The 20,626-nt window shown below is 75.1% G+C and carries 21 protein-coding genes and 1 pseudogene; 10 read left to right on the top strand and 12 right to left on the bottom strand.

Going from position 1 to position 20,626, the window contains the following annotated elements; translation table 11 throughout:
• Window positions 1-6: 6 nt before the first annotated feature.
• The 3 genes from ACFVQG_RS13250 to ACFVQG_RS13240 all read right to left on the bottom strand — a co-directional run bounded on the left by ACFVQG_RS13250 (window position 7) and on the right by ACFVQG_RS13240 (window position 3,409).
• On the bottom strand, window positions 7-1,839 hold the full coding sequence (locus ACFVQG_RS13250) for an HEXXH motif domain-containing protein (protein WP_383380728.1): 1,833 nt from the start codon (window positions 1,837-1,839) through the stop codon (window positions 7-9).
• 33 nt (window positions 1,840-1,872) lie between these two features.
• Window positions 1,873-2,037, bottom strand: coding sequence for a hypothetical protein (locus tag ACFVQG_RS13245; RefSeq protein ID WP_383380725.1), 165 nt, complete (start codon window positions 2,035-2,037; stop codon window positions 1,873-1,875).
• A gap of 184 nt (window positions 2,038-2,221) precedes the next feature.
• Window positions 2,222-3,409 (bottom strand): hypothetical protein, encoded by a 1,188-nt coding sequence (locus ACFVQG_RS13240; RefSeq protein WP_383380722.1) that lies wholly within the window; start codon window positions 3,407-3,409, stop codon window positions 2,222-2,224.
• A gap of 207 nt (window positions 3,410-3,616) precedes the next feature.
• Between ACFVQG_RS13240 and ACFVQG_RS13235 the strand changes: the two genes are divergently transcribed.
• Complete coding sequence (locus ACFVQG_RS13235) at window positions 3,617-3,922, top strand: chaplin (protein ID WP_383380719.1); 306 nt, start codon at window positions 3,617-3,619, stop codon at window positions 3,920-3,922.
• Window positions 3,923-4,163: 241 nt separating this feature from the next.
• Here ACFVQG_RS13235 and ACFVQG_RS13230 read toward each other — a convergent pair whose 3' ends face one another.
• The 8 genes and pseudogenes from ACFVQG_RS13230 to chpG all read right to left on the bottom strand — a co-directional run bounded on the left by ACFVQG_RS13230 (window position 4,164) and on the right by chpG (window position 8,689).
• Window positions 4,164-5,030 (bottom strand): tyrosinase family protein, encoded by an 867-nt coding sequence (locus ACFVQG_RS13230; RefSeq protein WP_383380717.1) that lies wholly within the window; start codon window positions 5,028-5,030, stop codon window positions 4,164-4,166.
• Window positions 5,014-5,442 carry a tyrosinase family oxidase copper chaperone gene (locus ACFVQG_RS13225; RefSeq protein WP_383380714.1) on the bottom strand — a complete coding sequence of 143 codons (429 nt, stop codon included), beginning with the start codon at window positions 5,440-5,442 and terminating at the stop codon, window positions 5,014-5,016. Before ACFVQG_RS13225 ends, ACFVQG_RS13230 begins: the two co-directional genes overlap by 17 nt.
• 115 nt (window positions 5,443-5,557) lie before the next feature.
• Window positions 5,558-6,079 (bottom strand): hypothetical protein, encoded by a 522-nt coding sequence (locus ACFVQG_RS13220; RefSeq protein ID WP_383380711.1) that lies wholly within the window; start codon window positions 6,077-6,079, stop codon window positions 5,558-5,560.
• A gap of 122 nt (window positions 6,080-6,201) precedes the next feature.
• A pseudogene (locus ACFVQG_RS13215) lies at window positions 6,202-6,477 on the bottom strand (vitamin K epoxide reductase family protein); the annotation flags it as partial.
• A 73-nt stretch (window positions 6,478-6,550) separates the two neighbouring features.
• Window positions 6,551-7,051: a DUF5949 family protein gene (locus ACFVQG_RS13210; protein ID WP_383380709.1), complete on the bottom strand. Its 501-nt coding sequence runs from the start codon at window positions 7,049-7,051 to the stop codon at window positions 6,551-6,553.
• 165 nt (window positions 7,052-7,216) lie between these two features.
• Window positions 7,217-7,501 (bottom strand): hypothetical protein, encoded by a 285-nt coding sequence (locus ACFVQG_RS13205; RefSeq protein WP_383380706.1) that lies wholly within the window; start codon window positions 7,499-7,501, stop codon window positions 7,217-7,219.
• Between the two features lie 111 nt (window positions 7,502-7,612).
• Window positions 7,613-8,263, bottom strand: coding sequence for a hypothetical protein (locus tag ACFVQG_RS13200; RefSeq protein WP_383380703.1), 651 nt, complete (start codon window positions 8,261-8,263; stop codon window positions 7,613-7,615).
• A 186-nt stretch (window positions 8,264-8,449) separates the two neighbouring features.
• The gene (chpG, locus tag ACFVQG_RS13195) at window positions 8,450-8,689 is read right to left on the bottom strand and encodes a chaplin ChpG (RefSeq protein WP_383380700.1); all 240 of its coding nucleotides are present in this window, start codon (window positions 8,687-8,689) and stop codon (window positions 8,450-8,452) included.
• Window positions 8,690-8,932: 243 nt separating this feature from the next.
• Here chpG and ACFVQG_RS13190 point away from each other — a divergent pair, with 243 nt between their 5' ends.
• The 9 genes from ACFVQG_RS13190 to ACFVQG_RS13150 are packed head-to-tail and all read left to right on the top strand — an operon-like array spanning window position 8,933 to window position 19,225.
• Window positions 8,933-9,976 carry a DUF3344 domain-containing protein gene (locus ACFVQG_RS13190; protein ID WP_383380697.1) on the top strand — a complete coding sequence of 348 codons (1,044 nt, stop codon included), beginning with the start codon at window positions 8,933-8,935 and terminating at the stop codon, window positions 9,974-9,976.
• 49 nt (window positions 9,977-10,025) lie between these two features.
• The gene (locus tag ACFVQG_RS13185; protein ID WP_383380694.1) at window positions 10,026-11,204 is read left to right on the top strand and encodes a glycosyltransferase; all 1,179 of its coding nucleotides are present in this window, start codon (window positions 10,026-10,028) and stop codon (window positions 11,202-11,204) included.
• Window positions 11,201-12,613: an exopolysaccharide biosynthesis polyprenyl glycosylphosphotransferase gene (locus ACFVQG_RS13180; RefSeq protein ID WP_383380691.1), complete on the top strand. Its 1,413-nt coding sequence runs from the start codon at window positions 11,201-11,203 to the stop codon at window positions 12,611-12,613. Before ACFVQG_RS13185 ends, ACFVQG_RS13180 begins: the two co-directional genes overlap by 4 nt.
• Window positions 12,614-12,619: 6 nt before the next feature.
• Window positions 12,620-13,876 carry an O-antigen ligase family protein gene (locus ACFVQG_RS13175; RefSeq protein WP_383380688.1) on the top strand — a complete coding sequence of 419 codons (1,257 nt, stop codon included), beginning with the start codon at window positions 12,620-12,622 and terminating at the stop codon, window positions 13,874-13,876.
• Window positions 13,873-15,516: a lipid II flippase MurJ gene (locus ACFVQG_RS13170; RefSeq protein ID WP_383380685.1), complete on the top strand. Its 1,644-nt coding sequence runs from the start codon at window positions 13,873-13,875 to the stop codon at window positions 15,514-15,516. Before ACFVQG_RS13175 ends, ACFVQG_RS13170 begins: the two co-directional genes overlap by 4 nt.
• Window positions 15,500-16,267, top strand: a complete 768-nt coding sequence (locus ACFVQG_RS13165; protein ID WP_383380682.1) for a polysaccharide deacetylase family protein — start codon at window positions 15,500-15,502, stop codon at window positions 16,265-16,267. Before ACFVQG_RS13170 ends, ACFVQG_RS13165 begins: the two co-directional genes overlap by 17 nt.
• On the top strand, window positions 16,264-17,448 hold the full coding sequence (locus tag ACFVQG_RS13160) for a glycosyltransferase (protein WP_383380679.1): 1,185 nt from the start codon (window positions 16,264-16,266) through the stop codon (window positions 17,446-17,448). The genes ACFVQG_RS13165 and ACFVQG_RS13160 overlap by 4 nt, the downstream gene beginning before the upstream one ends.
• Window positions 17,445-18,119: a lipopolysaccharide biosynthesis protein gene (locus tag ACFVQG_RS13155; RefSeq protein ID WP_383380676.1), complete on the top strand. Its 675-nt coding sequence runs from the start codon at window positions 17,445-17,447 to the stop codon at window positions 18,117-18,119. Before ACFVQG_RS13160 ends, ACFVQG_RS13155 begins: the two co-directional genes overlap by 4 nt.
• Window positions 18,116-19,225: a GNAT family N-acetyltransferase gene (locus ACFVQG_RS13150; RefSeq protein ID WP_383380673.1), complete on the top strand. Its 1,110-nt coding sequence runs from the start codon at window positions 18,116-18,118 to the stop codon at window positions 19,223-19,225. Before ACFVQG_RS13155 ends, ACFVQG_RS13150 begins: the two co-directional genes overlap by 4 nt.
• A 25-nt stretch (window positions 19,226-19,250) precedes the next feature.
• Here the strand turns inward: ACFVQG_RS13150 and ACFVQG_RS13145 are convergent, their stop codons facing one another.
• On the bottom strand, window positions 19,251-20,486 hold the full coding sequence (locus tag ACFVQG_RS13145; protein WP_383380670.1) for a glycoside hydrolase family 26 protein: 1,236 nt from the start codon (window positions 20,484-20,486) through the stop codon (window positions 19,251-19,253).
• Between the last annotated feature and the right edge of the window lie 140 nt (window positions 20,487-20,626).

The following is a 20,626-nucleotide window of genomic DNA, read 5'->3' as shown; positions in this document are numbered from 1 at the left end:
GCAGCGTCAGTCGCCGGGCACCTGGCCGTTCAGCCATCCGAGGAACGTCACCGGGTCGGGGGCCGTCCCGGCGGCCCGGTCCAGCTCCTGGTACACCGCGTGGGCCAGTTCGGGGCGCTCCAGCACCGGCCCGGCCGCGTCGCTGCCGGTGGCGCGCAGGGCGATGAGCAGATCCGCCCACTGCGACTCCGCGTCGCCCTCCCGCTTCTGGAGGGCGGTGGCGGCCAGCTTCACGGCTCCCTCGCCGTCCCCGAGCACATACAGCAGCTCCGCCGCCCGGGCGCCCGGCACCAGCGCGGCGAGCGCGCCGGGATCATCGCCGACCCGCTCCAGGGCGCCCCGGTCCCGCAGCGCGAGCTGGGACAGACAGGCCAGCGTGTCCAGCCGGGGCACGCGCGGGTTGGACACCACGCGCCTCGGGGCACCGTACCGCCATGGCTCCGGCCGCCCTGGCCAGGCCCGGGCCAGGGCCGTCACCATCGCCCGGTCGGGCAGCACGTGGTAGAGCCGCCAACTGGCGGCGTGGTGGTCGGCGGCGGCGTCCGCCATGGCGTACGCGCTCCCGGTACGGTCCGGGGCCGACCAGCCGAGGACCGTCTCGCCGAGCCGGTGGACCGTGCGTCTGCCGAGGTCGGTGAGCCCCGCGTGGTCGCGCAGTTCCGGGAAGACCCGCAGCAACTGCCGCCGCCACAGGCCGTACTCGAAGTGTGCCGCGGCGGCCTCCGCGCCGGTGGTGCCCGGGTGCAGCGCCCGGCCCCGCCAGAAGCGGGCCACACCGGTGAAGGCGTAGATGCCCTGCAGCAGGCCGCGCACCGGCCGTGGGTCGTCGCGCCAGGGGGCGTAGCAGAGGCTGGTGTCGCCCGGTTCGTACAGGGCGTACAGGTGCATCAGCGCGCCCAGTTTGCTGTGCTGTATCTCGTGTGCCACGACGGCGGCGAGTTGCAGGGCGTCCGGTGGCATGGTCGAGGCGAAACGGCCGACGCCGTCGCCCGAAGTGGCGCTGACCGGGCGGGTGTTCTCCGGGGACGGCAACGGCTCGATGCTGCGCAGCAGCGCCGCCGCGTCGACGGCGGACTGCGGGTCCGTCTCCTCCATCAGGGCCACCGCGTCCCGCAGCAGCGCCTCCCACGCGTGTGCCTCCCGGCCGGGCAGCCGTCGCGGCGGTGCGGCCGTGGCGGCCGGATCGATGCGGTGGGTACCGAGGTCGTCGAGGAGTACGGGGGTGTGCGCGCCCCGGATCGGCACGGTCATGGCGCGCGCGGGCTGCCAGTGGGCGCTCTCCGTGCCGTACGGAGCGGACACCCGTATGGTCCGGTCACCGATCCGGACGCTCAGCTCGCCGCGGGTGCAGCTCACCCGGGCCGTCCCCCAGGGCCGTACGGCCCTCGGTGTCACGGCGCGCCCCAGGGACGGCAGCCACACCGTGCCGTGCCGGGCGGGCACCGTCAGGGTGCAGTCGAGCCCGGCGCGCACGGCCGCCGCCACCGCCAGCGCGTGGAACTGTCCGGCGTCCGCCCACAGGGGCGCCGCGCCCTCCCCCGGGCCGCCCAGTCGACGCAGGGTCGCGGCGAGCCAGAGTCCGATCTCGGGCGCGAGCAGCAACTCCCCCACCGCGGCGGGGTCCCGGGCCTCCGCCGCGCGGAGCAGGTCCCACGCGGTGGCGCCGGGCGGCAGCGGACCGAGTGTCTCCGGGCGGTCCTGGACCAGGTCGAGGAAGAGATCGAACAGCAGCAGCCGGTGGCTCCGCTCACCGTCCCGGACCCGGCGCAGCGTCTCCGCCGTGCCGCCGCCGCCGATCAGGGCGTCGAAGTCCGCGGTGCTCAGGCTGTACCGGGTCACCTGCCGGAGCACCCCGGCCACATCAGGCGTCGATCAGCTCTGCTCGCCGCCGAAGTTGACATCCGGCTGTTCGAGCTTCCGGAGCAGCCGCTGCTTGTTGTCGGCCCGTTCCCGGTCTGTAATCGCGCGTAGCTGATCAAGCGTCACTCCCCCGAGGTCAAGAAGGTCCGACTCGACAATGCTGTCGGCGTGTTCCATGGTGCCGTTGCCCTCCCAGCATCCGGGCCGATGCCGCCGACGCCGACCCACTGTTGTCCATCATGACTGCGCCACTGAGGTGCGGGAAGCCCGTGTCTCAGACATCCTTTCGAGCCATGAGTCCGTGGCGGACTCCCCTGAGCAGGCAAAAGCATGATCCTCCTCCCTCTCTCCCGGCCAACGGTCAATACCCTCCGGCCAGTTCGCGCACCGCGTCCGCGAACTCGGCGGAGGCCGCCGTTCCCCCGTCCACCATCTCCAACGCCGCACACAACTCGTCAAGCCCGCCGGGAAACTCCACACAGGTGTCGATGAGGTCCAGCAGCGCGAACCGGGTGACATCCGACTGCGGCACGCTCACCGCGACCTCCGGCGGCAACTGCCGGATCAGCCGCGTCCGGTCACCGGGACTACTCATCGCCGGGACCCGCTCCAGCAGCCGGACCAGTCGCCGCCGCTGCTCCCTGGTGGGCTGGGAAGATCCCGTGGGGCCCGTGGAGCCCGTGGGTCCCATGGGTCCCGTGGAGCCCGTGGGTCCCGTGGGTCCCGTGGGTCCCGTGGGTCCCGTCCGTCGCCGCCGCTCGTCGCGCCCGTCCGGTCCCGCGTGCCAGAAGTACGTGGGCGTCTGCAGTCCGTCCCCGTACGGCACCGCCCCGCGCAGCCCGTCCCGCAGCGCCGCCGCGAACCCCTCGGGGTCGGCCAGCCAGGCGTGCCCGGTACCGGCCCGCTCGTCCAGCAGCCGCAGCACCCAGGACGTGAACAGGCCGTACTCGCCCGTGCCCGCGCCGCGCGCCGACTGCCCGGGGGCGGCGGCGAAGAACGCGTACTGTCCGGGCCGCTCGCGCAGTTGCCCGGTGGGGACCGGGTCGGGACTCAGCGCGCCCCGCTCGGCCCTCAGGTCGCCGAACACCTGGCAGGCGTCCAGCAGCCACAGCTGCCGCGGGAAGGACGGGACAAGGTCGGAGCGCCAGGCGGCGAGCGCGGCGTCCAGGTCCAGGCAGCGCAGGTCCTCGGTGACCGCGTCGGCGTACAGCAGCCGGTGGTGGCCGCCCGCGTCGAGCAGGCCATGCCCGGACCATGACAACAGAAACAAGTCGCCGTCGGACTTGGGGAGTTCACGGTAGAGCACCTCGTGTACGACGTCCCGGGTGGCCGGTCGATGGACCAGGCCGAGGTCCGCCGCCGCGAGGGCGTTCCGCGGCGACGGCGACAGCAGCAGCGTGATGCGCTCCGGCGGCAGCCCGGCGTCCAGCAGCCGTCGCGCATGGCCGAGGGCATCGCGCACCGGCCCGTCCAGGCGCCAGTCGGAACCGCCCGCGTACTGCTCCACTCCGACGAGCACGGCGTGCGCCGACCGCGAGATGTCCAGCATGGCAGGTACTTCCCCGCGTTTCGGCGCGCCAAATCAGTCGATCGGCATACCGCCCGGGGTCCGGCACGGCGCCACCCCGCCGAATTCCCTGTTCAAAAAGGGTGATCCGGGACTGATCGCCGTGACCCGGCAAGATCCGCCGCGTTGAACGGGAAGTGCGGCGGCGCGTCCTGCCGTCGCGCTCCTCGATTCCTTAAGGAGAACCTGATGTCTCGCATCGCGAAGGCGACCGGGGTCGCTCTCGGCACGAGCGCCATGGTCCTCGGCGGGGCCGGTCTGGCCATGGCGGACGCGGGCGCCCAGGGCGCGGCCGTCCACTCGCCGGGTGTCCTGTCGGGCAACGTCGTCCAGATCCCGCTGCACGTTCCGATCAACCTCTGCGGGAACACCATCGACATCATCGGCCTGCTCAACCCGGCGTTCGGCAACGAGTGCGTCAACGAAAGCAGCCACGACAAGGGCCACAACGGCAAGCACGACGGCCGTAACGGCGACGGCGGCTACGGCAGCTGACACCGTCCGACGTCACCTCCCCGAGAGCCCCGGCCCCCTCCCCGAGCGCCGGGGCTCTCACCTGTACCGGTAGACCGTGCCCCGTACCCCTACCGATGGCTCCCGCCGCGATCCGCCAACCGATGCGGCGTCACCTCCTTTGGCGGCTACCACTCGTGCCGGGCGGCGATCCGGCCGTGCTGAGCCCGTCCCGGGCGGCGTCGCGGGACGGGAGCGGGAATCGCGGTGAGCGCCGGGGCTCTCACACGTACCGGTAGATCCCTCTGTGGTCCTCCAGCTGGTCCGGCGTCAGGTCCCACGGCGGCAGCCGCTCGTGCCGGGCGACGATGCGGCCGTGCTGGGCGGTGCCCGGCCTGGGCGCGGTGGCGGGGCGGTAGCGGGGGTCGCGGTGGCGGTGTTGCCAGCGGGACCAGAGCAGGTCGATGAAGGCGTGGTGGAGCCAGAAGACGGGGTCGTTGACGGAGGCGCCGCCGAGCATGGCGCCGCCGACCCAGCGGTGCACGCGGTTGTGGTTGCGCCAGGAGGTCTTGCCGCGTCCGGCGCCCCAGCCCTCCAGCTTGTTGCGGAAGCCGCGTCTGGCCGTGGAGTCCCAGGGCTCGGCGTCGTAGGCGGGGTCCTCCAGGGCCCACTCCAGGTCGGCCGCCGTGGGCAGGTCGATGGGGTCGCGGGGACGGCCGAGGTCGCGGGTGAGGAAGGTGCCGTCGGTGACGTTCTCCCTGATCGTCCAGTTCCCGGTGGCGTGGGCGAACGGGCCGGTCGTCACCTGGAGGTCGCCGCGCCGCCCGTTGCCGCCGAGCAGGTCGGGCGTCCAGGGGGCCGAGGTGGGGGTGCGGTCGCGGGTCCAGTCCCAGTACGGGACGGACACCGACGGGTCGACCCGGCGCAGTGCCCGCTCCAGTTCCAGCAGGAACTTGCGGTGCCAGGGCAGGAAGGACGGCGCCATGTGGGCCGTCCGCAGCCCGGCCTCGCCGTCGGCGACGTAGTACTCGATGTGGGTGCGCACGAACTCGTCGTACTCCCCGCGCCGTTTCAGCTCCAGCAGCGCCCCCACGAACCGCCGCTTCTCGGCGGCCGTCAGGGTGCTCACGTCCTTACGGGTGTACACCATGGTGGCCCCCTCCGTCGGCGCGCAGCCGCTGCCTGGGCCCCAGTTCGTCGACGGCCGCGCGGGCCGCCGCCAGCGGGGTGTCGTAGGAGCCGTAGTGGTCGAGCACGCTCAGCCAGCTGCCGTCGGCCCGGCGCATCAGGTGCAGGGGCCGTCCGTCCACGGTGACCTGCCAGGCCAGGGCGCCCAGGACGCGCCCGGCGGCGGTCGTCGCGAAGCCGTGGAGGCGGCGGCCCCGGTAGGTCTCCTCGAAGGCGAGGTCGACCGGGACGGGAGGCTCGGACCGCCGGGGGCGGGAGGCCGCGACGAGGGGGGCCAGCGCCACCGTGGTGACCGCGGCGGCGAGGGCGCGCAACGCGTCCCGCCGCCGCCCGGGCGGGCGGTCCGCCGCCCCTGTGCCGACTCTGACGGCCATCGCTGTGCTCCTCGTCCGCTCCGGTGTTCCGTACCGGTAACCGCCGGGCCGGGCCCGTGGTCACGGAGCGGGGCCTCCTGGCGGCGGACCCGGAACGGTCGTACCGCGTACGTCCCTACAGTCCCGGTCCCGTGACCACGGCCGCCGCCGGTACGGCCTGCAGCATCGGCGTGAGCACGCCCGCCTGCGGCAGCTTGGTGCCGGGCAGGCCGTAGCGGTGCGCGTCGGGCTGGGTGAGCGGCGCGTCCACGGTCACGCCGGGGGCGAGGGTGCGCAGGTCGGAGGCGGGCGCGGAGACGGCCAGGTGGTCGAAGCGGGAGCCGAGGACGTGCGGGAGGGGTGCGCGCGCCTCGCCGCCGGGCAGTCCGGCGTGCACCGGCAGCTGGGGGACGGCACGGTCCGGCAGGAGACGGCCCTCGACATAGCGCGGGCCCTCCGGCTCGCCCGGTACCGGCACCGGCAGTTCCCCCCTCACCTCGGGCAGTTCGACGTTCAGGGACTTCTCGACGCCCCCCAGCGGCACGGGGACGGGCACCGCGGTGACCGCCGCGGCGGGGGACGCGCTCGCGGCACCGGCCGTCGCGGCGGCCACACAGGTGATCGCGGCGGCGAGGGTTCCTCGGGTGGTGGGCTTCATTCGGGTGCGGTCCCTTTCCGATGTCGGGAAGCTGTGCGTGCATACCCGTAACGAGCCGGGAAACAGCACGAGCACGGGAATCCCCCGCATGCCGCAGTAGTACGGCTGTCATACGGCCGTCGGCTCGTCCAGAAGCCCCACCAGCGGGTCAGGACCAACATGCCGATCACCCCGACGTGCAGCGCCACGACCACCCAGGTGAATGCGCCGGACAGCGACCGCAGCCGACGTGGCGCGGGAAGGAGGCCGCGGCGGACGGTGTGCGAGGTGACGTACCAGAACAGCGGGATCGTCGCCGCCCACACCAGACAGCACCACAGGCACAGCGCGTTGATCCGGTACAGCGACTCGAACTGCAGCCAGGACACGAGGGCGAGTCCGGGGCTCGCGCCCGCCGACGGTGGCGCCGGGCGGGCGTGCGCCGCCCCGGCCCGGGCCATCAGCCGCGCAGGCTGCGGGCCGGGCGGGCCATCAGCCGCGCAGGCTGCGGGCCGGGAGGACGACGTGGGCGGCGGCCTTCAGGGTCTCGTCGGCCGTGGCGAACTCGGCGAACTCCTCCCGGTCGACGGTGGTCCCGGGCCGCTCGCCGGGCCAGGGGCGGGCAGTGAAGACCAGATAGGCGTAGCCGCGCTCGGCGACCGCCGCCAGCCACTCCTCGCCCACCGTGCACTGGGCGTTCAGCCGCGGCATGGTGACGACGGCCTGCCCCGCCACGACCAGCAGGCTGACCGGCAGGCTCGGCTTCAGGTTGCCGTCGACGAGTTCGCCGCCCACCGGCAGCCCGGTGTCGGTGAGCATCTTCTCGACGGCGGCGCCCGCGGCCTCGGGCCCGTCGGGGGCGTCGCCGAGGGTGCAGGCGAGGAGGTAGGGCATGTCCTTGTCGTCGGCGGCCTCGCCACTCCAGGACATCATCACGAGCGTGCCCAGGTCGGAGGTGGGAACGGGGCGCGTTGCGGGGGGTGTTGTGGTCACCCGCGGGACCCTATCCACGGGCCGGGGCGGGGCGGCCGGGTTGTCACCCGGGCGGCGGAGCGCGTCCGGGCCCGCCACCCGATCGAGGGATGCGAAGGGCCGGTTCCCACGGTCCGCCGCGCGGACGGAGCGTGGGAACCGGCCCTTGACCTGATGCCGCCCGGCTCAGCGCTTGAGCGGGAGGCCGCCCAGGAGGCCGTTCTCGGAGTTCAGCGTGCGCGTGGCGCCCTTCACGGTGCTGAGCACGGAGTCCTTGTTCTCGGTGTCGAGCGCGTTGGACTGGTTCTGGAGCGGCATCATCGGGTCGATGGGGCCCTTGGTGAGGGTGTTCACGGCGCCGTTGAGGCTGGTGGGCGTGAGGTCGGCGGTGTCGTAGGCGGACGCGGGCGCGGCGGCACCGGCGACGACCACGGACCCGACAACGACAGCGGCAGCCTTCAGGGACTTCATCGTGTTCCTTTCTGCGGCGGCTCTCGCCACCGGAGGGCATTCTGACGCCGTGCCTAACGAGCCCCGTTCGGCCCGGAAACCCCGGGCTCCCATCCTCATATGATCCGCCGCTCAGGGAGCCGGTGGCGTCTGGACGGTCGGCTGCGGCAGGCCGCCGCTGAGCTGGGTCGCGGCCATCAGGTTGACGGCGCCGGTCACCACCGAGCGGGCGGCGGGCTCCACCTTCGTGGCGGACCCGGAGGTGGTCGCCGCGAGCAGGTCGTCGACCGCCACCTGGAGCGCGCCGAGGGTGTCGGCCTTGAGGTCGGGCGCGGGCGCCTTGTCGTCGTCCAGGCCCAGCAGGTCGAGGCCCAGGCCCAGGTCGAGGTCCAGCAGGGGCATGCTCGGCGTCTGCGGTGCCACGTCGGCCGGGAGCGTCTGGGCGGACGGCGTCACGGACGACGTGCCGTTGACCTCGGTGATCGCCTCCTTGACCGCCTCGCCCAGTTCCTCGGCGTCATCGGCGCTCAGCTGGCCGTCGTCGGCCTTCGCCACGGCGCCCAGCAGTTCACTCACCGGGGTGAGCACGGTGCCGAGTCCGGCCAGGGTGGTGCTCTGGTCGAGGAGGGTGTCCGCGCCGGGGACGGGTGCCCGGGACGCCGTGGTGCCGCGCTCCCGGGCCGGGTCGTCGTCGTCCGCCATCGCGGACGGTCCGGCGACGCCGAGGACGAGGGCGGCGCAGAACGCGGTGGACGCGAGGCGTCGTATGGGCAGACCACGCATGGGGGGTTCCTTTCGCTGGTTCGCTGGTGTGGAGGGGTGTGCGTCCCACCGTGGAAGTGGAGGGATGTGCGTCCCACCGTGAAATCGGCCACCAGCGCCCGCAACCGCAACCGCCCATTCGGGGGCACAGGGAACCGGCCGCCCCCCGTGCGGGAGGACGGCCGGTCAAAAAGGTGCGGCTAGACGTCAGTCGTTGACGCACTCGTTGCCGAACGCCGGGTTCAGCAGGCCGATGATGTTGATGGTGTTGCCGCAGACGTTGACCGGAATGTGGACCGGAACCTGGAGGACGTTGCCCGACAGCACGCCCGGAGAGTGGGCGGCGGCGCCCTGGGCGCCGGCGTCGGCGGTGGCCACACCGGCGGTGCCAGCCACGGCGGCGGCGGCGACGGAGGTCAGGGCCAGGCCCTTCGCGATACGCGACATGGAGAGGTGCTCCTTGGGATTGACACAAACATCCGGGCGGGATGCCCGGCGTTGTGTCAACGCGTGGAAAACGCGGGAGTTGTGCCGCCAATGGAGTGATCTCGGGTAAAGCCCAGTTCACCGTTCCGACACACTTGCCCGCTTTCACCGTATTAATCCGCATAGCGGCTAGAGTTGCGGACCGTCCGACGCGCCTATAGCACGCAAATCGCACTGTCGCTTTCCGAAAGGGCACTGCCGGTCATGCGCCATTCCCCGGGTCCGATGCTGCGCCGTGCGACGGTCGGCATGCTCGCCCTCGCCACGTTCTGGACCTCCGCGACGGCCCCGGCGGGCGCGGCGGACGCGGAGCGGCTGCCCTTCGCCGAGCGGTACCGCGCGACCCAGCACGGCGGGATCGTCCGCGCCGCCAACACCGCCATCAGCTGCCGTACGACGGCGTCCTCGTGCGCGGCGGTGCGGCGGGGCGCGGCGGGCGTGAACGGCGACTTCGACATGTTCTACGTCGACGTCGACCGCGATCCGAACACCTACAACTCCTCCCGTGCCGAGGTCCGGCTGCCCGCGGGCGCGCGGGTGACGTACGCGCGGCTGTACTGGGGCGGCAACCTGCGCGTCGGGGAGCAGAAGCCGCCCGAGGACAACGGGCGGGTACTGGTCGCGGAGCCGGGCGGCGCCTACAAGGAGGTCCTCGCGGACACCGTGGTGGGCCACCGGGTGGCGCACGGCGCGGACGCCTTCCAGGCCTCGGCGGACGTCACGGAGCTGGTGCGGGACAGCGGCGCGGGGCTCTACACGGTGGCCCAGGTGAACGTGGCCATGGGCAGGTCCGCGGCCGGGGCGTGGGGCGGCTGGACGCTGGTGGCGGCGTACGAGGACCCGGCGGAGCCGCTGCGGCGGCTGTCGCTGTGGGACGGCTTCGAGTCGCTGGCGGGGCGCCGGGAGGGCGGGCTGCGCGGCCCCCGGCTGCCCGAGGGCTCCCGCGGCTACGCCGGGCTCGTGGCCTACAACGGTGACCGGGGCCGCACCGGCGACGCGCTCACCGTCTCCGGCACGGCGCTCTCGGACGCCGCCAACCCCCGCGACGACGTACTGAACTCGACGATCAGCGGGGCCACGGCCGCCCGCGTCCCCTCCTACCCGCACACGCTCGGCTACGACTCCGACGTGTTCGCCCTGCGCGCGGGGGCCCGGCGCGGCGCCGACCGGCCCGTCCTCCGGCTCGCCGCCCAGCGGGACGCGGCCTGGGCCGGGGTGCTGTTCACCGCCGTCGACGCCCGCGACTGAGGGCGCCGTTCCCCCGTCCCGAGCACCCCGTGACCGAGAGAGCCCGCGTATGCACCAGACAGCCACCTCCCCTCCGCCACGGGTCCTGCATCTCACCCAGCCCGTCGAGGGCGGGGTCGCCGAAGTCGTCGCCGCTCTGACGCGGGCCCAGCTCGCCGCCGGTCTGCGGGTCACGGTCGGCTGCCCCGGCGGTGCACTCGCCGCCGCCCTGCGGGAGTCGGGCGCGGACGTACGGCGCTGGGAGGCGACGCGGGCGCCGGGGCCGTCGCTCGCCGGAGAGGTGCGTGGGGCCGCCCGGCTCCTGGACACCGTACGGCCGGACCTGGTGCACGCGCACAGCGCGAAGGCCGGGCTGGCCGGGCGGCTGGCGGTGCGCGGGCGGGTGCCGACGGTGTTCCAGCCGCACGCCTGGTCGTTCGAGGCGGTCGGCGGGGCGACGGCGGCGCTGGCGGTCGCCTGGGAGCGGTTCGGGGCGCGTTGGGCGCACCGGGTGGTGTGCGTGAGCGAGGCGGAGCGCGTCACGGGGGTGTGCGCCGGGGTGCGGGCCGCCTGGGCGGTCGTACCCAACGGCGTCGACTGCGCGCGCTTCGGTCCGGCGCCCGCCGACGCCGTACGGGACGGGCTCGTTCCGGCGCTGGAGCCGGGGGCACCGCTGGTGGTGTGCGTCGGGCGGCTGTGTGCGCAGAAGGGGCAGGACGTCCTGCTGGCGGCGTGGGACGCGGTGGTGCGGCGGGTGCCGGGGGCGCGGCTGGCGTTCGTCGGCGACGGGCCGGGAGGCGACCGGCTGCGCGCGCGGGCGCCGGAGTCGGTGCTGTTCGCCGGGGCCGTCGCCGATCCCCTGCCCTGGTACCGGGCCGCCGACGTGGTCGTGCTGCCGTCCCGTTGGGAGGGCATGGCGCTGGCGCCGCTGGAGGCCATGGCGTGCGGGCGGCCCGTGGTGGTGACGGACGTCGGCGGCGCCCGGGAGAGCCTGCCGCCGTCGGCCGTGGCGGACTGCCTCGTCCCCGCGGCCGACCCGGCGGCGCTGGCCCGGGCGATCGCCCGGCTGCTCGGCGACGCGCGGCTGCGGGCGTCGCTCGGCGCGGCGGGACTGGACCACGTCCGGTCCGCGCACGACGTACGGCACACGGCCGAGGCGGTCGCGCGGGTGTACCGCGAGGTGCTCGGCGGGCGGCCGACGGCCGGTCACGCGCTCACCGACGAGTACAGGGAGTCGATCCACTCGTGACTGCGGAAGGCGTTGCGGCGGGTACCGTCCCGTCACCCGGCACCCAGCAGGGCCAGGGGCGCGGCGGGCCGCCGCGCGTGCCCGGTTTCCGGTTCCCCGCCCGGCGGCCCGCCACCCGGTCCCCCTCGCCGGTGCCGCTGCTGCTGGTGGACCTGGTGGCCGCGCTGCCCGGCGCCGTCGCGCTGGCCGGGCGGCGCCCGCTGTTCGGGGCGCTGGTGCTGGCCGGGGCGATGCTCCTGCGTCCGCACCGGCCGCCGCGCCCGGCGCGGGGCGTGCTGGACGAACTGCCCTCGGTGTGCGGGCGGATCGCGGTGCTCTGGCTGGCGCTCGCCGCGCTGGTGGCGGCGTACGCCCCGCAGCACGCACTGGCCGCCCGGGTCCTGGTCACCGGCTTCCTGCTGCACGCGGGGGCGGACTGCGCCGGGCGCGCGCTGGTGCATCGGCGGCGGCGCGCCGCGCTGTTGCGGCATCCGCGCCCCGCGCTCGTCGTCGGTCCCGCGGCGACCGCCCAGCGGGTGGCCGCGGCGGTGCTGCGCCACCCGGAGTGCGGGGTGCGGCCGGTGGGGATCGTGGCCGAGGACCCGGACGGCACCGAGACGCTGCCCGTGCTGACCACCGGGGACGAGGTGCAGCGGGCGCTCATCCAGAACGGGGTGCGGGAGGTGCTGGCCGTGCACCCCTCGGTGCGGTCCGAGCGGGCGGCGCTGCTGCGGGCGCTGGCCGAGTCGGGGTGCGCGGTGCGGGAGGTCGACGCCGACTCGCCCGCGTACGGGGCGCCCGAGCTGCTCGCCGGGTTCGGATGCCGACGACTGGAGTTGGTGCCGGGGCGGCGCGGCGGGCTCGGCAAGCGGGCGCTGGACGTGCTGGTGTCCGGGGTGCTGCTGGTGGCCGTGGGGCCGCTGCTGGTGGTGTGCGCGGCGGTGCTGCGGCTGACCGGTGGCCCGGGGGTGGTGTTCCGGCAGGAGCGGATCGGCGAGGGAGGCAGGCCGTTCACGCTGCTGAAGTTCCGCACCCACCGCCCGGCCGACGCGCACGAGGCGGCGACCCGGTGGAGCGTGGCGGACGAGCGGGGCATGCCGTGGTTCTGCCGCTTCCTGCGCCGCACCTCGCTGGACGAGCTGCTCCAGCTGTGGAACGTCTTCCGCGGCGACATGAGCCTGGTCGGGCCGCGCCCCGAACGCCCCTACTTCGTCGAGCGGTTCAGCCAGGCCCACCCCGGTTACGCGGCCCGCCACCGGATGCCGACCGGGATCACCGGGCTCGCGCAGGTGCACGGGCTGCGCGGGGACACCTCGATCGAGGACCGGGCCCGGTTCGACAACGCGTACATCGACAACTGGTCGCTGTGGCAGGACGTCTGCATCCTGCTGCGCACCGCCGCCGCGCTGCTGCGGCCGACGGGGAGCTGAGCGCGGATGGGCCTCGCCGTGCCGGTACTGCCCGTGGTGGCCGTCGTCGCCCTGCTGGCCCTGCCGCACGCACCCGACGGCGGCGCGACCCCGGCCGACGTGGCGTCCGCGCTGCTGGTGGGGTGGTGCGCGCTGCGGCTGCTACGACAGCGGGGGCGCCCTCTGCCCCGGACGGCGGCCGTGGCGCTGGGGCTGCCGGTGGCGGGGCTGGCGCTGGCCGCGATGGCGGCGGCCTCCCCGACGGCCGGGCTCACCGGCCTGGCCCGCTACGCGCAGGTCTTCGTGCTGGTCCCGGCGGCCGTGCTGCTGCTGATCCGCGACCGGCGGGACGCGCGGCTGCTGGCCTGGGCGTTCGTCGGACTGGCCGGGTGGCAGGGCGCGGTCGGCGTCCACCAGTACGCGACCGGTACCGGTGCCTCGTACCAGGGGCAGCAGATCCGGGCCGTGGGCACCTTCGGGCCGCAGGACGTCATGGGGATGGCGAGCACGGTGTCCGTGGGCGTGGTCTGCGCGCTGGGACTGGCCCTGGGATCGGCGCCCGTGCGGCAGCGGGTGGTGGCCGCGTGCTGCGCCACCGCGCTGCTGCTGCCCCTCGCGCTGTCCTTCAGCCGGGGCGCGTGGATCGCCACGGTGGTGACCTGCGCGGCGCTGCTGGGTCTCGCCGGGGCGCGGCGGGCGCTGACGGCGGGGGCCGTGGTGGTCGCGGCGGGCGTGGTGCTGGTGGGCGGCTTCGGTGTCGGTACGGCGCAGCTCCAGGAGCGGATCGCGAGCATCACCCAGGTCGCCGACGCGCCCGACCAGTCGGTGACCGACCGGTACGCCCTGTGGGCGGCGGCGACCGGCATGTGGCGCGAGCGGCCCCTGACCGGCGTCGGCCTGAAGGGCTTCCCCGACCACCGGGACGCCCACGCCACCCTCGCCCTCTCCTCCGGCAGCGACACCGAGGGCGCGGGCGCCGCCTTCCGACGGCAGCCGCTGCTCTCGCCGCACAACATGTACCTGCTGGTCCTCAGCGAGCAGGGGCTGATCGGTCTGATCGCCCTCACGGGCAGCTGGCTCGCGTTGCTGGTGTGCGCGGTGCGGGGGCTGGTGCGGGAACGCCGGGCGCGCGGCACCGTGCCCGACTGCGCCTTCGTCGCCTGCGGACTGCTGATCTGGCAGCTCACCGACTTCGCTTACGCCGACATCGGGGGGCCGTCGACCGTGCTGACGGCGGTGACCTTCGGGGTGGCCGCGTGGTGGGGGCTGGTGGGGGCGCGATGACGGTGACGCCGGAGAAAAAGGTCTCCGAGCCGACGCGGGCCGTGTCGGCGGACCGTCCGCACGAGAGCCGGGGCTTCCTCGCCAAGGCCGCCCTGCTCACCGCCGGTCTCTCCATCGCCGGAGCCGTGCTCGGGCTGGTGCGGGACCAGGCGCTCGCGCGGCTGTTCGGGGCCGGGCGGGACACGGACGCGTTCCTCGTGGCGTGGACGGTGCCGGAGTTCGCGGCGACGCTGCTGATCGAGGACGGGCTGGCGTTCGCGCTGGTCCCGGCGTTCAGTCTGGCCCTGGCCCAGCGGGCGGGGGGCGTCCCGAAGGACCCGGTGCGCGCGCTGGTCGCGGCCACGCTGCCGCGTCTCGCGCTGGCCCTGGTCGCGGGGGCCGCGCTGACCATCGCCGCCGCTCCCTACCTGGTCGCCGCGCTCGCCCCCGGCCTGTCCGAGCGGGCGCTCGCCGTCGACTGCACCCGGCTCACCGCGACCTGTCTGCTCAGCTTCGGGCTCGCCGGGTACTCCAGCGCCGCGCTGCGCGCGCACCGGCGGTTCCTGGCCCCGGCGGCGATCTACGTGGCGTACAACACCGGCGTCATCACGGCGATGCTGGTGCTCGGCGGGCGCTGGGGGGTGCGCTCGGCGGCGGTCGGGGTCGCGGTGGGCGGGCTGCTGATGGTGGCGGTGCAACTGCCGGTGCTGTGGGGGCGGTTGCGTGAGCGCGTCAGCGTCCTCGACGGGGGGCCCGGGGCTCCCGGCGCGCCCGCCGCGGTCGGGCTCGCCCTCGTCGGCACCGTGCTGCTGTTCGCGCTGTGCCGTCAGTCGCAGGTGCTGATCGAGCGGTTCCTCGCCTCCCACCTCCCCGCCGGGTCGATCTCGCACCTGAACTACGCGCAGAAGGTCGCGCAGATCCCCATGACGCTGTCGCTGATGCTGTGCACGGTCACCTTCCCGGTGGTCGCGCGGGCGCTGGCCGACGGGGACACCGAGCGGGCCCGGGAGCGGGTGGAGCGGGATCTCGCGCTGGCCGCCTGTGTGGTCCTGGCGGGCGCGTCGGCGGTCGTCGCCTGCGCCCCGCAGATCATCGAACTCCTCTTCCAGCGGGGCGCGTTCACCGCCCGCGACACGGCGGCGACGGCGTCCGTGATGCGGGTGTACGCCCTCGGGCTGCTCGGCCAGACCCTGGTCGGCGCGCTGATCCGCTGCTACTTCGGGGCGGGCCGCCCCACCTGGTACCCGCTCGCCACGATGACCGCCGGCATCTTCACCACGGCCTGGCTCGGCGCCTGGGCGGTGGGCCCGTGGGGCACCGCCGGGATCGCCGCCGCCAACGCGGCCGGGATCACCGTCACCGCCGCGCTGCTGCTGGCCGGCGCCCACCAGGGCGGTCCGGGTGAGGTCGTACCGCTGCGCCGCCGCGCCGTGCTGGCCGAGCTGAGCAGGCCGGTGCGGGCGGCGGTCGCCGCGACGGCGGCGGGCTCCTGGGCGGCGAGCGGACCCGAGGCGGCGGCGCCGGGTCTGGCCGCCGGTGCCGTGACCGTCGCCGTCGTCTTCGTGCTGGTCGGCCGGGCCCTGGGCGACCGGGGCTGTGCGCTGGCCGTGAGTTCCCTGCGTTCCGTGATCCGGAGGCTTCCGTATGTCCGTTCCCGTTGACGTCCGCAGCCACCCGGCCCCGGCCCCCGGCCCGGTCCCCTGGGTGGCGATGTACCACTCCGTCGGCGACCGCGCCGACGACCCCTACCGCGTCACCGTCACCCCCGACCGGCTCGACGCCCAGCTCGGCTGGCTGCGGCGGCGCGGGCTGCGCGGGGTGCCCGTGGCCGAGCTGCTGGCCGCGCGGGCGCGCGGCGAGAGCGCCGGTCTGGTGGGGCTGACCTTCGACGACGGGTACGCCGACTTCGTCGAGCACGCGCTGCCGCTGCTGCGCCGCCACGGCCACGGCGCCACCCTGTTCGTGCTGCCGGGGCGGCTCGGCGGCGACAACGCCTGGGACCCGCTGGGCCCGCGCAAGCCCCTGCTGACCGCCGACGGCATCCAGTACGCCGCCGCCCAGGGCGTCGAGATCGGCTCGCACGGGCTGACCCACGTCGACCTGACGAAGGCCGACGACGCCCTGCTGCACGCCGAGGTCAGCGACAGCAGGGCGCTGCTCGCGGAGTTGACGGGCGCTCCGGTCGCCGGGTTCTGCTACCCGTACGGCACCCTCGACCGCCGTACCGTCGCCGCCGTACGGGACGCCGGGTACGCGTACGCCTGCGCCATCGACCCCGGCCCGCTGACCGGCCCGCACGCGCTGCCCCGGCTGCACATCGGGCAGCGGGACACCGCCGTACGCCTGCTGCTGAAGTACAAGCTGCACCGGCTGCGCAGACGGCCCGTGGCCGGGGCGGGGGCGGCGCGGTGAAGGCGCTGCACATCATCACCGGCCTCGGGGTCGGCGGGGCCGAGCAGCAACTGCGGCTGCTGCTGCGGCACCTGCCGGTCCACAGCGACGTCGTCACGCTCACCAACCCCGGTCCGGTCGCCGACGGGCTGGAGGCCGACGGGGTGCGCGTCGTGCACCTGGGCATGGCGGGCAACCGCGACCTGTCCGCGCTGCCCCGCCTGGTGCGGATCATCCGCGACGGCGGCTACGACCTCGTCCACACCCACCTGTACCGCGCCTGCCTCTACGGCCGTCTCGCCGCCCGGATCGCCGGGGTGCGGGCGATCGTCGCCACCGAGCACTCCCTCGGCGACTCCCAGGTGGAGGGCCGTCCGCTGACCGCCGGGGTGCGTGCGCTGTACCTCGCCGGGGAGCGGGTCGGCCGTACCACCGTCGCGGTCTCCCCCACGGTCGCCGACCGCCTCAGGCGCTGGGGCGTGCCCGCGCCGCGGATCGAGGTCGTCCCCAACGGCATCGACCTGGCCCGCTTCCGCTTCGACCCGGTGGGACGGCTGCGCACCCGGCAGCGGCTCGGGCTGCCCGACACGGCCTATGTCGTCGGCGGCATCGGACGGCTCACCGCGGGCAAGCGCTTCGACGTCCTCGTGCGCGCCCTGGCCCGGCTGCCCCGCGACCACTGGCTGCTGCTGGTCGGCGGCGGCCCGGAGGAGAACGTGCTGCGCCGCACCGCCCACGAGGCGGGCGTCGCCGACCGGGTGCTGTTCACCGGCGAGCGGCCCGCCGTCCCCGACGGCTCGCCCGGACCCGACCTGCCGTCCCTGCTGTCCGCGATGGACGTGCTGGCCTCGCCCTGCCCGGAGGAGGCGTTCGGGCTCGCGGTGGTGGAGGCGCTCGCCTCCGGGCTGCCGGTGCGGTACGCCTCCTGCCCGGCCGTCGAGGACCTCCCCGCGCACGCCGCGCCCGGGGCCCGGCGGGTCGCCGGGGACGCGGGGCCGGACGCGTTCGCACACGCCGTCGCCGAGGTCAGGGCGGCGGGCCCGGCCTCGCGCGCCGCGCCCGACGCCGCCCACCACTACAGCATCGACCGCAGCGCCGCCCGGCTCCTGGAGGTGTACCGGGCCGTGCTCGCGCCACCGGGCGTCCCGGCCGCCGCCCGGCAAGCCCGATCCGTATCCGCCCAGGGAGTCAGCCCGTCATGACCGACAACCCCTCCACGGCACGCCGTGCGGCCCCGGCCGCCGCGGCCCGCGCCGTCCTGGCCCGCGCCCGGACGCTGCCGCCCTGGTCGCTGCTCGTGGCCGGTGCCCTCACCGGCGGGCTGCTCGGCGGCGCCTACGGCGCGCTGCAGACGCCCGAGTACGCGGCGACCAGCTACGTCATCGCCGTACCCGGCGAGGACTCGGACCCGTCCGCCGCGCTCGGTCTCGCGCAGGCCTACGGCCGGGTCGCCACCCAGCTCGCGGTGCTCGGCGACGCCCAGGTGTGGGCGGGCGTGCCGGTCGGCACGCTGCGGGACGGCGTGCGCACGGCGACCTCACCGGACGCGCCGATGGTCGCGGTGACCGCCACCTCCGAACGCCCCGACCTCGCCGCCGACATGGCCAACGCCGTCGCCCGCGCGCTCACCCGGCACGCGGGCGACGGCGCCGACGCCACCCGCGTGGAACTGCGGCAGTTCGCCCGCGCGGTGGAGCCCACCGAGCCGTCCACCGCCTCGGCCGCGCTGACCGGGCTGGTCGGCGCGAGCGCGGGCGGACTGCTCGGCGGGCTCGCGCTGCTGGTCCGGCCCCGCCGCGCCGCCGACGACGGCGGACGCCCGGCCGCCGTACCGGGTCCGGCCCTGGCCGCCGACGCCCACCGGCAGCTGTGACGTACACGCCGGAACTCGTCACCGACGAGGACGCCTTCGCCGCGCTCGCCCCGCACTGGGCGCGGCTGTACGGCAACTGCTCAGCCGCGACCCCGTTCCAGAGCCACGCCTGGCTGCACTCCTGGTGGCTGTCGTACGGCAGGCGGGGACGGCTGCGGCTGGTCGTCGTCCGCGACGGGGACGAACTGGTCGCCGCGGCACCGCTGACGCTGGTGTGCCGTCCCGTGCCGTCCCTGGTGCCGATCGGCGGGGCGATCTCCGACTACGGGGACGTGCTGCTGGACGACGGGCACGGCACGCGGGCCGTCGCGGCGCTCACCGAGGCGCTCGCGCGGGCCGCCCGCACCGCGCTGGTCGACCTGCGCGAGGTACGGCCGGGCGGCGCCGCCGAGCGGGTCTACGAGCACTGGTCGGGGCCGCGTCACCGGGTGTCCGACTCGCTGTGCCTGGAGCTGCCCGCCGTGCCCATGGACCAGTTGGTCGCCCGGCTGCCGTCGGGCAAGTCCCAGCAGCGGGCCCGCGCCAAGCTGCGCAGGCTGGCCGCGCTCGGCGTCGAGCGGCACGTGGTGGCGCCGGGCGAGGTCGACAAGGCACTGCGGCGGCTGCTGGAACTGCACGCGTTGCAGTGGCGGGGGCGGAAGGTGACCGCGGAGCACCTGCGGGAGCGGTTCCGGCTCCATCTGGTGCGCTCGGTGGAGCCGATGGTGCGCTCCGGGGACGCCGTCGTCACCGAGTTCCGGCTGGACGACGACGTGGTGGCCGTCGATCTGACGCTGCGCTCGCACGGTCTGACGGGCGGCTACCTGTACGGCGCCCACCCGTGTCTGCGCGAGCGCCGCGCGGACGTGGCGGTGATGCTCCTGAACGCGACCAGTGAGCACGCCCACGGCACGCTGAGCCTGCTGCGCGGCGACGAGCCGTACAAGCGGCACTGGCGGCCCGAACCCGTCGTCAACCAGCGGCTGTTGCTGGCCCGGCGGCGCACCGCCGCGCTGCTCGCGGCCACCGTGTGCGACGTGGCCGCCCGGCGGCGCGGCAAGGAACTGCTGCGTCGCCGGGCCGAGTGGCGCCGAGGGAGAGGACACGACGGTGACGGCAGGTCCTGAGCGGGCCCGCCGCCACCGTGCCGGGTCAGCGGTGCCGCGACCACCAGTCGAGCCGCATGCACAGCTTCCCGCCGAGCCAGTACTCCACCCAGTCGCCCAGGTCGACCGGCGAGCAGTCGGCCGGGGGCCCGGTGGGATCGGTGGGCTGGGTCGGGGTCGGGGTGGGGGTCGGCTGCGGCTGCTCGCCGCCGCCGGAGAGGGCGGCCCGGTACACCTCGGCCGACTTCGGGTTGGCGGCGCACTGCCACACGCCGTGCGGGCAGTAGTCGGTCAGCGTGTTGTACAGCGGCTTGTGCTCGGCCATCCAGGCGAGCATGCGCCGCATGTACTCCGGGTTGTCGCCGTTGCGGAACAGCCCCCACTCCGGGTACGAGACCGCCTTGCCGTGCGCCTTCGCGAAGTCGACGTGGTCCTGGAGGCCGTAGGGCTCCTTGACCTGGTCGTCGAAGGAGAGCCCGGCGGGCTGGTCGTAGGCGTCCATGCCGATGACGTCGACCGTGTCGTCACCCGGGTAGCACTGGGTCCACGGCACGGCGTCCCGGCCGCGGCTCGGGGTGAAGTCGAAGCGGAACCGCTGGCCCGGCACCGCGCGCATGGTGGTGACGATCCGGTTCCAGTACGCCTTCCACGCCTGCGGGTCCGGGCCGCAGCGGTGGGTGTAGGTGGTGCCGTTCATCTCCCAGCCGAGCACGAGCACGGTGTCCGGCACCTTCAGCGCCACCAGGCGTTCGGCGAGGGCGCGGAAGTGGTGGTCGTACCGCCCGGCCGCCCCGCGCCGCAGCTGGCGGCGGACCTCGGCGTCGGGGACACCCTCCTCGTTGCGCTCCAGCAGGGGGACGTTGAGGACCAGCATCCGGTCGGGCCGCTCGGTCCGCCAGCGCGCCCAGGCCTCCAGGAAGGTGGGGGCGCCCTCGATGTTGCTCCAGCGGTCGCCGGGCAGATAGGTGTGCCCGACGCGCAGTTCGGCGCCGCCCAGCCAGCGGCTCAGCTCGGCCATCCGGGCCACGCCGCGCGGGCCGTAGTCGAGGTAGGCGCCGAAGGCGGGCGCCTCCGGGGCGTTCGGTGCCGGTAGCGGGGTGGTGGGACCGGCGTTCGACGCCGGTGGGGCCGTCGGCGGTGGCGGGGTGGGATCGGCGTTCGCCACCACCCCCAGGCCCGCCGCGAAACCGGGGCCGGACGCCAGGACGGCCGACGCGGCGACCGTCGCCGCGAGGAGTGCCAGCCGTCTGGGCCGGGCCCGTCGCTGCTGGTGTGGGGCCATGCCTGCTCCTCTCTCCACGCGCGCGCATCACTTCTGTCCAGTTCTCTGTCCACTACTGACACCCAGTCACATCACATGGAAGTACGCCAGTGCGGCTGCGGCGTTGGAGCGTCCCCGCTCGCCCGCACGGGTGAACCGAC

Origin of the sequence: Streptomyces sp. NPDC057877 (genome assembly GCF_042796855.1) — a bacterium.
Lineage (GTDB): Bacteria > Actinomycetota > Actinomycetes > Streptomycetales > Streptomycetaceae > Streptomyces.
This window is presented reverse-complemented; position numbering and strand designations above follow the sequence as displayed.

Coding starts and splice junctions, on each gene's coding strand:
- ACFVQG_RS13240 (WP_383380722.1), bottom strand. CDS start 3,409: ATGCTGGACATCTCGCGGTCGGCGCACGCCGTGCTCGTCGGAGTGGAG.
- ACFVQG_RS13230 (WP_383380717.1), bottom strand. CDS start 5,030: ATGGTGTACACCCGTAAGGACGTGAGCACCCTGACGGCCGCCGAGAAG.
- chpG (WP_383380700.1), bottom strand. CDS start 8,689: ATGTCGCGTATCGCGAAGGGCCTGGCCCTGACCTCCGTCGCCGCCGCC.
- ACFVQG_RS13225 (WP_383380714.1), bottom strand. CDS start 5,442: ATGGCCGTCAGAGTCGGCACAGGGGCGGCGGACCGCCCGCCCGGGCGG.
- ACFVQG_RS13205 (WP_383380706.1), bottom strand. CDS start 7,501: ATGAAGTCCCTGAAGGCTGCCGCTGTCGTTGTCGGGTCCGTGGTCGTC.
- ACFVQG_RS13155 (WP_383380676.1), top strand. CDS start 17,445: ATGACCGACAACCCCTCCACGGCACGCCGTGCGGCCCCGGCCGCCGCG.
- ACFVQG_RS13235 (WP_383380719.1), top strand. CDS start 3,617: ATGTCTCGCATCGCGAAGGCGACCGGGGTCGCTCTCGGCACGAGCGCC.
- ACFVQG_RS13220 (WP_383380711.1), bottom strand. CDS start 6,079: ATGAAGCCCACCACCCGAGGAACCCTCGCCGCCGCGATCACCTGTGTG.
- ACFVQG_RS13165 (WP_383380682.1), top strand. CDS start 15,500: ATGTCCGTTCCCGTTGACGTCCGCAGCCACCCGGCCCCGGCCCCCGGC.
- ACFVQG_RS13200 (WP_383380703.1), bottom strand. CDS start 8,263: ATGCGTGGTCTGCCCATACGACGCCTCGCGTCCACCGCGTTCTGCGCC.
- ACFVQG_RS13190 (WP_383380697.1), top strand. CDS start 8,933: ATGCGCCATTCCCCGGGTCCGATGCTGCGCCGTGCGACGGTCGGCATG.
- ACFVQG_RS13245 (WP_383380725.1), bottom strand. CDS start 2,037: ATGGAACACGCCGACAGCATTGTCGAGTCGGACCTTCTTGACCTCGGG.
- ACFVQG_RS13170 (WP_383380685.1), top strand. CDS start 13,873: ATGACGGTGACGCCGGAGAAAAAGGTCTCCGAGCCGACGCGGGCCGTG.
- ACFVQG_RS13175 (WP_383380688.1), top strand. CDS start 12,620: ATGGGCCTCGCCGTGCCGGTACTGCCCGTGGTGGCCGTCGTCGCCCTG.
- ACFVQG_RS13145 (WP_383380670.1), bottom strand. CDS start 20,486: ATGGCCCCACACCAGCAGCGACGGGCCCGGCCCAGACGGCTGGCACTC.
- ACFVQG_RS13185 (WP_383380694.1), top strand. CDS start 10,026: ATGCACCAGACAGCCACCTCCCCTCCGCCACGGGTCCTGCATCTCACC.